Source organism: Polaromonas sp. (assembly GCF_029945685.1).
Taxonomy (GTDB): domain Bacteria; phylum Pseudomonadota; class Gammaproteobacteria; order Burkholderiales; family Burkholderiaceae_C; genus Polaromonas.
This window is the reverse complement of record NZ_JAQSDA010000007.1, coordinates 265,531-280,773: the sequence shown is the minus strand read 5'-3', so window position 1 is coordinate 280,773 and position 15,243 is coordinate 265,531. Positions and strand designations below refer to the sequence as shown.

The following is a 15,243-nucleotide window of genomic DNA, read 5'->3' as shown; positions in this document are numbered from 1 at the left end:
CCACCGGGGGGCCGCTGCGCCTGCGGGCCGGCATGAAGAGTCCCCACGGCTGCCCGCGGTAGCCCGTTCGCCCTGTGTTTGTGAGTCAAATCGATCTCCAGCACTTATGTGGCGGACGCCAGCAGCTACCTTATTGATAGCGACAGTAAAAACCGCTCAACAATGGCCTGCGCGTAGTGGCTGGCCACCTCGTCCACAAAGCGGGCAAAGTCGACATGCGCACTGTCGTCGGCGCGGTCTGAAATGGTGCGCATGGCGGCAAAGGGCACGCCGTAATCCAGGCAGACCTGGGCCACGGCGGCGCCCTCCATCTCGACGGCGAGCACCGCATGTCCGGCCCCGGCCAGCGTGGCCTGCAGCGCGCGCGATTCCTGCGCGCCCGAAACAAAACGGTCGCCGCTGGCCAGCAGCCCCTGGTGCACGCGGGCCTGCGGAAATCGCTGCATCGGCTGGCGCGCGTCGGCCGAAGCCAGCGCCGCGCAGGCCGCCGCATGAAGCTGCGCGGTGAGCTCGACATCGCCGTCGAAACGGGCTTTGCCGTAAAACGGCACCTCATACCGGGGAAACAGCGGCGAGACATCCAGGTCGTGCTGGAGAAAATCGGTCGCCACCACCACATCGCCGACCTGCACACCCTTGCCCACACCTCCCGCGACGCCGGTAAACACCATGCGTCCCACGGAAAACCGCTCGATCAGTGCCGTCGCCGTGGTGGCCGCGGCCACCTTGCCGATTTTCGACAAGGCCAACACCACCGGCTGGCCATGCAGTTCCCCCTGCCAGAAGTCGCGGCCGGCGTGACGGGTCTTGTGCGCGCCGCGCAACAGGTCGATCAAGCCATGCTGCTCTTCAGCCAGCGCGCTCAGAATGGCGGTAGGTTTCATCACCCGAGTGTGCCCGAACCCCGACATGAAACAAAAAAGGCGACCTGAGTCGCCTTTTGTCCGCCGCCGTTTCCGGCCTGTGTCTCGCTCCCTGTCGCTCCGGCATGACCAGCCCTGCCAGCGGGACAGTGGTCAGCCTGCGCTGAAAGAAGCAGGACTCTGTCTTACTTCTTGTCGCGCAACTCCCTGCGCAGGATCTTGCCGACCGGGGTTTTCGGCAGCTCGGTGCGGAACTCGACCACCTTGGGCTGCTTGTAGCCGGTCAGGTTGGTCTTGCAGAACTCGCGCACCTGGGCTTCCGTGAGGTCCGGGTTCTTCTTGACGATGACCAGCTTGACGGCTTCGCCGGACTTGTCGTCCACCACCCCGACGCAGGCGCATTCCATCACGCCTTCCATGCCGGAGATCACGTCCTCGACTTCGTTGGGGTAGACATTGAAACCGCTGACGAGAATCATGTCCTTCTTGCGATCCACGATCTTGAAGAAGCCGTGCTCGTCGACAATGCCGATGTCACCGGACTTGAAGTAGCCGTCGGGCGTCATGACCTTGGCGGTTTCGTCGGGCCGCTGCCAGTAGCCGGCCATGACCTGCGGGCCCTTGATGGCAATCTCGCCGGGCTGGCCGTTCGGCACCTCGTTACCGTCGTCGTCAAGCAGCTTGAACCAGGTGCCGGGAATCGGCACCCCAATGGTGCCGGTGAAGGCCTTGCTGTTGGTCGGGTTGCAGCTGGCCGACGGCGAGGTTTCCGACAGGCCGTAACCTTCGCAGATCGGGCAACCGGTTTTTTCAAGCCACAGTTTGGCCACCGCGCTTTGCACCGCCATGCCGCCGCCCAGCGAGATCTTCAGGTGTGACCAGTCCACGGTGTTGAAGTCCGGGTGGTTGGCCAGACCGTTGAACAGCGTGTTGACCGCCGGGAAGCTGTGCACCTTGTGTTTGGACAGTTCCTTGAGCACGGCCGGAAGGTCCCGCGGGTTCGGGATCAGGATGTTCTTGCCGCCGGTACGCATGCCCAGCATCATGTTCACCGTGAACGCGAAGATGTGGTACAGCGGCAGCGCGCAAACGTAAGTCGGCTGCACACCCGGCGCCATGCCGGCCATGGCCGGGCCATTCCACGCTTCGGACTGAAGCACGTTGGCAATCACATTGCGGTGCAGCAGCACTGCGCCCTTGGAAACACCGGTGGTGCCGCCGGTGTACTGCAGCACCGCCACGTCGTCAGGCTTGATGTCGGGGCGCTTGAGGCTGCCGCGCGTTCCCTGGGCCACCGCGTCATTGAAACGCACGGCGCCCGGCAGGTTGAAGGCCGGAACCATTTTCTTGACGTTGCGGACCACGTAATTGACCAGCGCGCCCTTGAGCACGCCGAGCTGATCGCCCATCGCCGTGAGCACCACATGCTTGACCGGCGTGTTCGCAATACATTGTTCCAGCGTGTTGGCGAAGTTTTCGATGATGACAATCGCCTTGGCGCCCGAATCCTTGAGCTGGTGCTCGAGTTCGCGCGGGGTGTACAGCGGATTGACATTGACCACCACAAAGCCGGCACGCAGGATGGCGGCCACTGTCACCGGGTATTGCGGCACATTGGGCATCATGATGGCCACACGGTCGCCCTTGACCAGCCCCAGTCCCTGCAGGTAAGCCGCGAACGCCTGCGACAGGCTGTCCGTCTGGCCGAAGGTGACCTCCTTGCCCATGAAGCTGTAGGCGACGGCGCCGGCGTTTTTCGCGAAGCTCTCTTCCATCAGAGCCACCAGCGAGGCGTACTGGGACGCATCGATGTCGGCAGGAACGCCTGGAGGATAGGCGCTCAGCCAGGGGCGGTCTAGGGTGGATGCATTCATGCTTGTCTTCTCCAGATGACGATTGAACAACTGCCACGGATTGTCGTGGCGCGACCCTCTGCGGGGCTATTGCGTTTTCCCTTAGGAAACGGCCAAATCAGAAGGGAAACCCCTCCAACTCACGTCTTTTGCACGGAAAAAGCGGCGAACGGCCGGCGGATTACTCAATCGCCTTGCCCATGTCCTCAATCACTTTTTTCGCATCGCCGAAGACCATCATGGTCTTGTCCATGTAGAACAGTTCGTTGTCCAGCCCGGCGTAACCGGCGGCCATCGAACGTTTGTTGACGATCACGGTTTTTGCTTTGTAGGCCTCGAGAATCGGCATGCCGTAGATGGCACTGCCCTTGACGTGGGCGGCCGGGTTGACGACGTCGTTGGCACCCAGAATGATGGCCACGTCGGCCTGGCCGAACTCGGCGTTGATGTCTTCCATTTCGAAGACCTGGTCATAAGGCACCTCGGCCTCCGCCAGCAGCACGTTCATATGGCCAGGCATGCGCCCCGCCACCGGATGGATGGCGTACTTGACGTTGACACCGCGCTCGGTGAGTTTCTGCGCGAGTTCCTTCACCGAATGCTGGGCACGCGCCACCGCCAGGCCGTAACCCGGCACGATGATCACGGTTTCGGCATTGCCCAGGATGAAGGCCGCGTCGTCGGCCGAGCCGGACTTGACCGGACGCTGCTCCTTGGCACCGGCGGCCGCCGTGCCCGCCTCGCCGCCGAAGCCGCCCAGGATCACGTTGAAAAAGGAACGGTTCATCGCCTTGCACATGATGTAGGACAGGATGGCGCCCGACGAGCCCACCAGCGAGCCCGCCACGATCAGCATGGCATTGTTCAGCGAGAAGCCGATGCCGGCCGCGGCCCAGCCGGAATAACTGTTGAGCATGGACACCACCACCGGCATGTCGGCGCCGCCGATCGGAATGATGATCAGCACGCCGAGCACGAAGGACAGTGCCAGCATCGCAAAAAATGCGGTCCAGTTGCCGGTGAACATGAACACCAGGCCCAGCGCCAGCGTGGCGATGCCCAGCACCAGGTTGAGCATATGCTGGCCGGCAAAGGTGACCGGCGCGCCCTGGAACAGGCGGAACTTGTACTTGCCGCTGAGCTTGCCGAAGGCAATCACCGAGCCACTAAAGGTGATGGCGCCGATGGCCGCACCGAGGAAAAGCTCGAGCCGGTTGCCGGCCGGAATCGCCGCCGTGGGCAGGCCCGCAGCCACGATGCCAAAGGCGTCCGGCTCGGCCATGGCGGCCACCGCGATGAACACCGCAGCCAGGCCGATCATGCTGTGCATGAAGGCCACCAGCTCCGGCATCTTGGTCATCTCGACCCGTTTGGCCATGATCGTGCCGGCGGTGCCGCCCGCCAGCAGGGCGCCCAGCACATACACCATGCCGAAGGCCTTGCCCCCGGAAATCTGCACGATCAGGGCGCCGGTGGTCAATATGGCGATGCCCATGCCGACCATGCCGAACAGGTTGCCGCGGATCGAGGTCGTGGGGTGCGACAGGCCCTTGAGCGCCTGGATGAAACAGACGGAGGCCACCAGGTACAGCAGCGTGACAACATTCATGCTCATTTGGCAGCTCCCGAGCCCGCTGCGTCAGCCGCAACGGTTTTCTTTTCCTTCTTGCGGAACATCTCGAGCATGCGGCGCGTCACCAGGAAGCCACCGAACACATTGACGGCGGCCAGCGCCACGGCCAGTACGCCCATGGTTTTGCCCAGCGGTGTGACGGTCAGCGCGGCAGCCAGCATGGCGCCGACGATGACAATCGCCGAAATCGCATTGGTCACGGCCATCAGCGGGGTGTGCAGCGCAGGCGTGACGGTCCACACCACGTGGTAACCCACGTAGATGGCCAACACGAAGATGATGAGGTTGATGATGGTGGGGGACACGACATCCATGGTCTTTTCTCCTGGTCGGTCGGCGCAGCAGCCGGCCCTGGTTATTTTTTCTTGACTTCGCCGGCCTGCGTCATCAGGCAGGCCGCCACGATGTCGTCTTCCAGATCGATGTTGAGCGTGCCTTCCTTGCTGATGACCAGCTTGAGGAAGTCCAGCAGGTTGCGTGCGTAGAGCGCGCTGGCGTCGGCCGCCACCAGCGCCGGCAGATTGGTCTCGCCAATCAGCGTGACGCCATGCTTGACGACTGTTTTTCCGGCCTCGGTCAGCGGGCAGTTGCCGCCCTGCGGCGCGGCCAGATCCACAATCACGCTGCCCGGCTTCATGGCCTTGACCATGTCCTCGGTCACCAGCACCGGCGCGGCGCGGCCGGGAATCAGCGCGGTGGTGATCACCACGTCGGCCTGGGCCACGCGTTTGGCGACCTCGGCTTTTTGGCGCTCCAGCCAGCTGGGCGGCATCGGTTTGGCATAACCGCCAACGCCGACGGCGGCTTCGCGCTCCTCGTCGGTCTCGTAGGGCACGTCAATGAACTTGCCGCCCAGCGATTCGACCTGCTCCTTGACGCTGGGCCGCACGTCGCTGGCCTCGATCACCGCGCCCAGGCGTTTGGCCGTGGCAATCGCCTGCAGGCCGGCCACACCGACGCCCAGGATCACCACGCGGGCGGCCTTGACGGTGCCGGCGGCGGTCATCAGCATCGGGAAAAAGCGCTGGTATTTGTCGGCCGCCATCATCACCGCCTTGTAACCGGCGATGTTGGCCTGCGACGAGAGCACGTCCATGCTTTGCGCGCGGCTGGTGCGTGGCGCGGCTTCCAGGGCAAACGACGTCAGCTGGGCACCCGCCAGGCGTTGCAGGCCGGCGGCATCAAACGGGTTGAGCATGCCGACCAGCACGGTGCCGGCCCGGGCCAGCCCGATCTCGCTGTCCAGCGGGCAGCGTACCTTGAGCACGATGTCGGACGCATAGGCGCCGGCGGCATCGGTGATCTCGGCACCGGCGGCTACATAGGCCTCGTCAGGAACACTGGCGGCCACGCCGGCACCGGACTGGATGACGACCGTGTGGCCCAGGCCCTTGAGTTTTTTGGCCGTCTCGGGCGTGACGGCAACGCGTGTTTCCCCCGCCGTGATTTCGGCCGGTACCCCGATTCGCATGGGTGTCTCCTCGTTGCGTAAGTAGTTCTACGTGAAATTGTTACCTGTCAGCTAGCTTACATGAGTTTCCCGCGCTTTTTCTGGACGCGGCTCTCTGGAAGTCGCGCAGGCTCCCGTGCGGACCGCTTGCCCACGGATAATGCGGCGATGAATACACGATGGAAACCCAGTGTCACGGTCGCCGCCATCATCGAGCGCGAGGGCCGGTTTTTGCTGGTGGAGGAACACACGCAGGATGGCCTGCGTCTGAACAACCCGGCCGGCCACCTGGACGAGGGCGAAAGTCCGATCCAGGGCTGCGCGCGGGAAACGCTGGAGGAAACCGCGTTTCACTTCACGCCGCAGGCGCTGGTGGGTATCTATATGTCGCGCTTCGAAAAACCGGTGCCTGGCCAGGACACACCGCTGGACATCACCTACCTGCGGTTCGCATTTTGCGGCACGCTGGGCGAGGAAGTGGCGGGGCAGGCGCTGGACGAAGGCATTGTGCGCACCCTGTGGATGAGCCCCGATGAGATCAGGGCTTGCGCTCACTTGCACCGCAGTCCCTTGTTGCTGACCTGCATGGAAGACTACCTGGCCGGCAAGCGTTACCCCGTCGACCTGCTGACCACCGACCCCAGCGTCTACGACGCCAGGCCCTGAGCCTCTCACGGAATTGGGTCACCGCCTAAAATGCTGCAATGCACAAACAACGTATCGTTGTCGGTTTGAGCGGCGGGGTGGACTCCGCGGTGACCGCGCACCTGCTCAAACAGCAGGGCCATGAAGTCATCGGCATCTTCATGAAGAACTGGGAAGATGACGATGACAGCGAGTTCTGTTCGTCCAACATCGACTTCGTGGACGCCGCGGCGGTGGCCGACGTGATCGGCATCGAAATCGAACATGTCAACTTTGCCGCCGACTACAAGGACCGCGTCTTTGCCGAGTTCCTGCGCGAGTACCAGGCCGGGCGCACGCCCAACCCCGACATCCTGTGCAACGCCGAAATCAAGTTCAAGGCCTTTCTCGACCATGCGATGCGGCTGGGCGCGGAAAAAATCGCGACGGGTCACTACGCGCGTGTGCGCAAGAACGAAAGCACCGGCCTGCACGAACTGCTCAAGGGCCTGGACCCGGCCAAGGACCAGAGCTATTTTCTGCACCGGCTGAACCAGGCGCAGCTGGCCAAAACACTGTTCCCGGTCGGTGAACTGAAGAAGACCGAGGTCCGGCGCATTGCTGACGAGATCGGCCTGCCGAACGCGAGGAAAAAGGACTCGACCGGCATCTGCTTCATCGGCGAACGACCGTTCCGCGAGTTCCTGAACCGCTACATCGCCAAGGCGCCGGGACCCATCAGAAACGACCAGGGCCGGGTGCTGGGCGAACATGTGGGCCTGAGTTTTTACACCCTGGGCCAGCGCCAGGGCCTGGGCATAGGCGGCGTGAAGGCGCGCGGCGCCGAGCTCAAGGCGGTGCAGGCGCTCGGCCAGCGCGGCGTCGGCGAACACGAGCCCTGGTTTGTGGCGCGCAAAGACATGGCGACCAACACCCTCTGGGTGGTGCAGGGCCACGACCATCCCTGGCTGCTCTCCACGCAGGTGCAGGTGCAGGACTGCAGCTGGGTTGCCGGCGCGGCGCCGGCGGCCGGCACCCTGGCGGCGAAAACGCGTTACCGGCAGGCCGACGCAGCCTGCCAGCTGGTGGCGCCGTCCTTGACCCATGCCGCGCTGCGTTTTGACGAGCCGCAGTGGGCCGTCACCCCGGGTCAGTCGGCCGTGCTTTACCAGGGCGAGGTCTGCCTGGGCGGCGGCGTGATTGCGGCGAGCAACACACCGGCGCTGCCCTGAGCCCACTTCCCGTTCTTATTGATCAAATCAGGGCCTGGCCCTTGATGCATGTGCGCCGACAGCTACTGATTTCATAGCACCCCGCGTGGCAAACCGGTCACGGAATCCGTATTTCGACCGCCGTGCGCCCCGGCCGGCTCTGGACGGCGATGACCACGCCGATCGCGCTTGCCCGCTCACGCATCGCCAGCAGCCCCTTGCGCGGCGCGGCGGCGGCGTCGAAACCGCGCCCGTTGTCGACAACCCGCAGGCAGACGCCGGCCCCGTCCATCTCCGCCTCGATCGCCAGCGTGGTGGCCTGTGAATGCTGCAGCACATTGGACAGCGCCTCGAACACCATGAACTGCAGCTGGCGCATGGCATTGGCGTCCATGTGGGCCACCGGCTCCAGGGGGCCGACCACCCACTGCAGTTCGATGTCCGACGCCGCAAAACGCGGCTCCAGCCGGTAGCGCAGATTGGCCAGCAGCGAGCCGATGTCGCCCGGCAACAGATGCATGGCGTCGATGGACAGCTTGAGCTGGTCCAGCGTGTAACGCAGCGTCTGCAACACGTCGTCCGTGCTGGCCTTGCCCGACTGCAGTTGCCGAATCGCGGCGCTCAAATGGGCGCCCACACCGTCGTGCATGTCACGCAGGATGCGGGTGCGCTCACTGACGCGCTCCTGCTCGCGGGCGAGCTGTTCAAGCTTCTGGTAAGACTGACCCAGTTCGCGCTCTTTCTGCGAGATGCGGGCAGACAGGTTGTTCATCAGGTCGCGCGCCTGGGCGCTGACCTCGCGAAACCGCGTGATCACGATGTAGGCCAGTGCCAGCCCGAACAGCACCGAGGAGTAGCGCAGCAAGGTGTTGTCGGCGTAGGACGGGCTGATGCGAAAAACAAACCAGTCGCGCAGGCCCACCAGCACATTGACAAAAAGCGCCGCGGCCACCACCCGGTGCGACGGGGTGGCGTGGCGAAGCGCGCGCCAGCTGAAAAAGCCGATAAAGCAGGTGAACGTCAGGGCATACGCACCGTACCAGGCGGTCAGCACCTGCGGCGATGCAAACACCAGCGCCCAGGCGATCAAGGGCAGGCCGGTGGCAAACAGTGTCCAGTTCATGCGGTTGAACCAGATCGCTGGCTTGAGTTCGGACCAGCCCGCCACCCGTACGCAAAAACTCCCCATGCAGGTCAGCCAGCCGCCCGTCATCATCACCGTCACCATGCCCCAGGCCGGCCACGGCAGCAGCGGGTTTTCGATCAGCACATCGCCGACGCGCACCGTCCAGAACAGCTCGGCCAGCCCGCCCAGCAGGTACATCGGGTCGCGGACCGCGCGGAAGGCACGCGTCGGGTCGGTCTGGGTGATCCACAGGGCCAGCGCCACCATGGCGACCAGAAAGCTGAGCACCACCACCACCAGCGTGCCGGTCGCGCGCCAGTTGTAGTCGTCCTTAAAAAGCAGCTCGACCTCCTGGTCGGGGCCCAGCACGGACGCGGCCAGTCCGCCGCGCCGGCCAACGTCGGTCCGCACACGGATCAGCAGGCGGTTCTCGGCCCGCAGCAGGTCCGTCGCCACCGGAATGAAGCGCGGCACCTTGGCAAAGTCGCTGCCGTTATAACGTGACAGATCGCCTTTCCTGTCGAGCAGGTTGCCATTGAGCCAGACCTCATAGGCGTTCCCCAGCCTGGGAATGTAGATGGCGTAGGCATCGGCTGCGGTGGCGGGCGCAGCGAAGTCGATCTCGAAAGACGCGGTGCCCGCCAGCCCGGGATGGCGCCGGTCCCAGTGGTAGGGCAAGTCGACGCCGGACTGCACCGGCGCACTGCCCTGCAGTGTGACCACGGCCCTGGCCTGGCGCAGCTCCTGCACCTCGGCCTGGGCGCTGCCCCACCAAAGCAGGCCGCACACCAGCCCGCACCAGAGACCGCGGACACGCATGTACTCAGGCCCCCACGGCTCAGTGCGGGTCAGCCGCCGACGGCGGCTGCAGCAGGCCCAACCGGGTCGCCTCGTAAACCGCCTCGCTTTTGGAGTGCACCGCAAGTTTGGTGTAGAGGTTCTTGATGTGGGACTGGACGGTGTGCACGCTCACACTTTTAAGTTTTGAAATTTCCGCATAGGAAAAGCCGCGCGCGATCAGCTCCAGGACCTCCTGTTCACGAACGGACAGCAAGGTGCGCACCGGGCCGCCCGCGGGCGTCCCGGCCGCGACGGCAGGCGGCGCCTGATCGACCAGGTGCAGCGCGCGGTACTTGGCCAGCACCCGGCGCGCAATCATGGGCGAGATCGGCGAGGCGCCGTCCTTCATCTCCAGAATGGTGTGGGCAATGTTGTCCGGGGTGAAATCCTTCTGGATATAACCGAGCGCCCCGGCTTCGACGCTGGACAGCACGCTGTCTTCGTCGCCGAACATCGAAATCACCAGCGCCTCGCACGAGGGCCGCAAGCGACCGGCCAGCCGGATCAGGTCCAGCCCGTTGCCGTCGGGCAAGGCCAGGTCGGTCAGCAGGATGTCAATGGCCTGGCTCTTGTCCTCGATCAGAGCCCGCGCCTCATCGAAAGTGCCCACACCGGCAACCAGATGCAATTGCCCACAGCGTGACACGCTGTCCGCGAAGAAGTCCCGCGTCGGAACATCGTCTTCAACAATCAGTACGCGCCATTCGGGCATGGGTGAAATCTTTGGAAGGGGCTGCACAGCAGCCGATGATAAGTGCAACAGCAAGTGGGGAAGCGGTTTCAGCAAGAGCGCGCCAGCACGCATGCATCGCGGCTATCCAAGCTGCTTGTATGAGGGTTTGTACGCGCCGACCCCTGGCGCGGCAATCCCTGGTTCATGGGGTTCTTTACAGAAGCCCTTCCTCCTAGACTAAAGAGCGCTTTTTTCTTAAGCCGGCGACACCAACATCTGGAGGACTCCCATGAACCATGCCTACCGCCTCGTCTGGAACGTCCGTCTGTCACTCTGGGTCGCCGTCTGTGAAACCGCCCGCGGTCGCGGCAAAACTTCCGGCACGGTCAAGCGCGCCATGCTGGCCGCCGGCTTGCTGAGCGCCCTCAACGCAATGGCGCTGGACCCCGGCGCCCTGCCGGCGGGCGGCCAGGTCAGTGCCGGGCAGGCCAGCATCCAGGCGTCCGGCGCCAGCATGACCATTACCCAGGCCAGCGCCCGCGCAGCCATCGACTGGCAAAGCTTCAACATCGGCAACGCGGCGTCCGTCACCTTCAATCAGCCCGGTGCCGCAGCCATTGCCCTGAACCGCGTGGCGGGCCAGGACGCGTCGCAGATCATGGGGCAGCTCTCGTCCAACGGCCAGGTCTTCCTGATCAACCCGAACGGTGTGCTGTTCGGCAGCACAGCGCAGGTGAACGTTGGCGGGCTGGTGGCCTCAACCCTGGGCCTGTCCAACGACGACTTCATGGCCGGCAACCACCGCTTCAGCGGCAGCAGCACCGCTTCCGTGGTCAACCAGGGCCGACTCACTGCTGCGGACGGCGGCTATGTGGCACTGCTCGCGACGCAAGCCAAAAACGAAGGCGTCATTCAGGCCCGGCTCGGCAATGTGTCGCTGGCTGCGGGCAGTGACATCACGCTGAACCTCAACAACGGCAGCCTGCTGGGCTTGACGGTGAACCAGGGCGTGGTCGGCGCGCTGGCCGACAACAGCCATTTGATCCAGGCCGAAGGCGGCAAGGTGCTGATGACGGCCCAGGCCGCCGACCGGCTGGTCAGCGCGGTGGTGAACAACAGCGGCGTGATTGAAGCGCGCGGCGTGCAGGCTGAAGACGGCGTGATCCGGCTGCTGGGCGACAGCAACGCCGGCATTGTCACCAACACCGGCACCCTGAAAGCCGGAGCGGTGGAGGGGCAGGCCCGCAGCGTGCTGCAGGCCGGCGCCGTGGAGGCGAACAGCGTCAACCTGAGCGCCAGTTATGCACTGGTGCAGACGCAGGACGCCCGCATCCGCGCCGAGGGCGGTGATATCCGGCTGGACGGCGGGCAGCATGCGTATCTGTCGGGCACCGTGGATGCGAGCGGTGGCGCCAGCAAGGCGGCCGGCGGCAACATTACCGTGGCCGGCCAGTCCATGACCCTGTCGGCCGCCCGGCTGGACGCGTCCGGAGCGTCTGCAGCCGACTCGGCTGGCCGCATCCGTATCGGCGGCGGTGCGCACGGGCTGGACACCGACATCACCAACGCCCGCACGGTCACGGTCAGCGGAGCCACCTCGCTGAAGGCCAACGGCAAAGATGGCAGCATCGTGGTCTGGTCCGACGACACCACGAACTACTTTGGCAAGGCCCAGGCCGGCGAGCGGGGGTTTATCGAGGTTTCATCCAAAGGCACGCTGAACCTGGGCGGCACCACCGAGGTGGGCACAGGCGGGCAAATTCTGTATGACCCGACCAATATCGTGATTGATGCGGTCGCACCGGCTTCGTTTTACATCGACCTGGCTGACCCGACGCCGACTGCCAATGACCAGCATGGTCTGTCGGCGACCCAGCTCAGTGGCGGCAATATCGTGGTGGTGTCCCAGCTCGACAACTCAGGCGCTACCGGCGCAGGGGCTGTGTACCTCTACAACGGCACGACCGGGGCGCTGATATCGGCGCTTTACGGCACCACGGCCAATGACCAGGTGGGCAGCGCCGGCATCACAGCGCTCAACAACGGCAACTATGTGGTTCGCAGCAGTGTCTGGGACAACGCGGCCGTGGTCGATGCCGGCGCGGTCACCTGGGGCAGTGGCGTCGCCGGCATAAGCGGCGCGGTATCTGGTTCCAACTCGCTCGTCGGCAGCACTGCCAGCGACCAGGTGGGTATCGGCGGCGTTACCGCATTGAGCAACGGCAACTATGTCGTTCGCAGCCAGAACTGGGACAACACCGGCGCGGTCAATGCGGGCGCCGTCACCTGGGGCAGCGGCGCAGCGGGTATCAGCGGCGCTGTCTCGGCAGCCAACTCCCTGGTCGGCACCTCGGCCAGCGATCAGGTGGGCGGGAATTTCGTCAGTGCCCTGAGCAATGGCGATTATGTGGTCAGCAGCCAGAACTGGAACAACGCCGGGGCATCCGCTGCAGGTGCTGTCACCTGGGGCAGTGGCACGGCGGGCATCAGCGGTGCCGTTTCGGCAACAAACTCTCTGGTGGGCACCACAGCCAATGATCGAGTAGGTACCAACGTCACCGCGCTGGGAAATGGCAACTATGTGGTGACCAGCCAAAACTGGACCAACGCCGGCGTATCCAGTGCAGGTGCGGTCACCTGGGGCAGCGGCACAGGAGGCGTCAGCGGCGCAGTTTCGGCAGTCAACTCCCTGGTCGGCACGACAGGCAGCGACCAGGTCGGGAGCGGCTTTGTTTACGCGCTGGGCAACGGCAACTATGTGGTCAGCAGCCCCAATTGGGACAAATCCGGCGCGGTCAATGCAGGTGCAGTGACCTGGGGCGACGGCACGACGGGTGTCGTCGGTGCTGTTTCGGCAGCCAACTCGCTGGTCGGTAGCACTGGCAGCGACCAGGTGGGCAGCGGCATCACCGTACTCAGCAATGGCAACTACGTCGTTCGCAGTCAGAACTGGGACAACATAAGCGTTGTCAATGCAGGTGCGGTCACTTGGGGCAGCGGCGCAACGGGTATCAGCGGCGCTGTCTCGGCGGCCAACTCCCTGGTCGGTACCACGGCCAATGACCGGATAGGCTCCAATGGCGTCGCCGCACTGAGCAATGGCAACTATGTGGTCAGCAGCCCATTCTGGAGTAACACGGGGGCTGCCAACGCAGGTGCCGTGACCTGGGGCAGCGGGACGGCAGGCCTGAGCGGTGCCGTCTCGGCAGCCAACTCCCTCGTCGGCACAACGGCCGGGGATCTTGTGGGCCAAAACGCCATCACCACACTGGGCAATGGCAACTACGTCGTTCGAAACCAGTCCTGGGACAACGCCGGCGTCGTTGATGCAGGGGCGGCCACCTGGGGCAACGGCGCCACCGGCATCAGCGGCGCCATCTCAGCTGCCAACTCGTTGGTTGGCACCAAGGCCAACGACGGCGTGGGCGACGGCATCACCGCTCTCAGCAATGCCAACTACGTGGTGATCAGCCGAAGCTGGGGCAACACTGGCGCGCTCAGTGCAGGTGCGGTGACCTGGGGCAGCGGCACGGCGGGTGTCAGTGGCGCAGTCTCGGCGGCCAACTCGCTGGTCGGCAGCACGGCCAACGACTCGGTCGGCGCCGGTGGGGTCACGGCTTTGAGCAACGGAAACTACGCCGTAAGCAGTTTTTTTTGGGATAACGCCGGCGTTGTCAACGCCGGTGCAGCGACCTGGGGCAGTGGCACGGTCGGTGTCAGTGGGGCCATCTCCAGCGCCAATTCATTGGTTGGCACCACGGCCGGCGATGTGGTGGGCGAGAGCATCTTCGGCCTTAGCAACGGCAACTACTTAGTGCGCAGTCCCCAGTGGGACAACGCAGGCGTCGTTAATACGGGTGCCTTTACCTGGGGCAGCGGCACCACCGGTATCAGCGGTGCCGTAACGAGCGCCAATTCACTGGTAGGCACGACGGCCAGCGACAGTGTGGGCAATATCGTCACCCTGCTGAGCAACGGAAACTATGTGGTTCGCAGCAGCAGCTGGGACAACACGGGCGCGGTCAATGCAGGTGCGCTCACCTGGGGCAGCGGTACAGCGGGTGTCCGCGGAGCCGTCTCGGCCGCCAACTCGCTGGTCGGCACCACGACCAACGACAACCTGGGCAGCGGCGGGGCTGCATTGAACAACGGCAATTTCCTGGCGCTCAGTCCATCGTTCAATGGCAACCGTGGTGCCGTCTGGCTGATGCCAGACCCCGGCAACACAGCAGCGGCCATCAACAACAGCAGCGGTACCGCCAACGTCAACCCGGCCCTGCTGGCCAACGCGGCGGGCTCGGGCTCTACCGTGACATTACAGGCGACCAACAACATCACCGTCAATTCCGCGGTCACCGTGGGGGGCAAGCTGAACCTGCTGGCCGGCAACGCAATGACTCTGAATGCCGGCGGCACCATCAGCTCCACCGCAACGGGCGATGCCATCGTTTTGTCGGGTACCACCTTTGTCAACAACGCGGGCACCAATGCGCTGACGGCTGGCAACGGCCGCTGGCTGGTGTACTCCAATGCGCCGGCAGGCAACACCTTCGGCGGCCTGGCCTCGGGCAACAACGCGATCTGGAACGCCACCCACGCTGGCAACGCGCCAGCCACAATTGCCAGCGGCAACCGCTATGTGTTTGCCCAGCAACCCACCGTCAACGTTGCAGCCAACGCCCAGACCAAGGTCTACGACGGCAGCACCTCGGCCGCTGCAACTTATGCCACCACCGGCCTGATCGACGCTGCGGCGTATGGCAATGTGTTTACGCAGGATGCACTGACGGGCGCACTGGCCGTCGCTGCCGGAGCCAATGTCGGCAGTTATGCCATCACGCAAGGCACATTGACTGGCCCGACGGGTTATGCGGCGCTGGGCTACACCGGCGCCAATGCAGCGATCACCGCCAAGGCCCTGACCGTCACCGGCATGGCCGCGACGGCCAAGACCTATGACGGCAACACCA

At 64.4% G+C, this 15,243-nt stretch carries 10 protein-coding genes; 3 read left to right on the top strand and 7 right to left on the bottom strand.

Features of this window, described 5'->3' with window-relative positions; genetic code table 11:
- Nucleotides 1-125: 125 nt before the first annotated feature.
- The 5 genes from PSV26_RS05315 to PSV26_RS05295 all read right to left on the bottom strand — a co-directional run bounded on the left by PSV26_RS05315 (nt 126) and on the right by PSV26_RS05295 (nt 5,820).
- Nucleotides 126-884, bottom strand: coding sequence for a 5'-methylthioadenosine/adenosylhomocysteine nucleosidase (locus PSV26_RS05315; protein WP_300568578.1), 759 nt, complete (start codon nt 882-884; stop codon nt 126-128).
- Between the two features lie 164 nt (nt 885-1,048).
- Nucleotides 1,049-2,737, bottom strand: a complete 1,689-nt coding sequence (locus tag PSV26_RS05310; protein ID WP_300568577.1) for a long-chain-fatty-acid--CoA ligase — start codon at nt 2,735-2,737, stop codon at nt 1,049-1,051.
- Nucleotides 2,738-2,897: 160 nt separating this feature from the next.
- A complete protein-coding gene (locus PSV26_RS05305; protein WP_300568575.1) occupies nt 2,898-4,331 on the bottom strand; it encodes an NAD(P)(+) transhydrogenase (Re/Si-specific) subunit beta in 1,434 nt (477 codons plus the stop codon).
- Nucleotides 4,328-4,663, bottom strand: a complete 336-nt coding sequence (locus PSV26_RS05300) for an NAD(P) transhydrogenase subunit alpha (protein ID WP_300568573.1) — start codon at nt 4,661-4,663, stop codon at nt 4,328-4,330. Before PSV26_RS05300 ends, PSV26_RS05305 begins: the two co-directional genes overlap by 4 nt.
- Nucleotides 4,664-4,704: 41 nt before the next feature.
- Nucleotides 4,705-5,820, bottom strand: coding sequence for a Re/Si-specific NAD(P)(+) transhydrogenase subunit alpha (locus tag PSV26_RS05295; protein ID WP_300568571.1), 1,116 nt, complete (start codon nt 5,818-5,820; stop codon nt 4,705-4,707).
- 147 nt (nt 5,821-5,967) lie between these two features.
- On the opposite strand from PSV26_RS05295, the gene PSV26_RS05290 reads away from it, so the two are divergent.
- Nucleotides 5,968-6,465, top strand: a complete 498-nt coding sequence (locus tag PSV26_RS05290) for an NUDIX hydrolase (protein ID WP_300568569.1) — start codon at nt 5,968-5,970, stop codon at nt 6,463-6,465.
- A gap of 38 nt (nt 6,466-6,503) precedes the next feature.
- Nucleotides 6,504-7,655, top strand: a complete 1,152-nt coding sequence (mnmA, locus tag PSV26_RS05285; protein ID WP_300568568.1) for a tRNA 2-thiouridine(34) synthase MnmA — start codon at nt 6,504-6,506, stop codon at nt 7,653-7,655.
- A 97-nt stretch (nt 7,656-7,752) separates the two neighbouring features.
- Here mnmA and PSV26_RS05280 read toward each other — a convergent pair whose 3' ends face one another.
- Entirely contained in the window at nt 7,753-9,579 is a 1,827-nt protein-coding gene (locus PSV26_RS05280) for a sensor histidine kinase (protein WP_300568567.1), read from the bottom strand.
- A 19-nt stretch (nt 9,580-9,598) separates the two neighbouring features.
- Entirely contained in the window at nt 9,599-10,312 is a 714-nt protein-coding gene (locus PSV26_RS05275; RefSeq protein WP_300568566.1) for a response regulator transcription factor, read from the bottom strand.
- Nucleotides 10,313-10,562: 250 nt separating this feature from the next.
- Between PSV26_RS05275 and PSV26_RS05270 the strand changes: the two genes are divergently transcribed.
- Nucleotides 10,563-15,243: filamentous hemagglutinin N-terminal domain-containing protein (locus PSV26_RS05270; RefSeq protein WP_300568565.1), on the top strand; the 4,681-nt coding region annotated here is incomplete at its 3' end.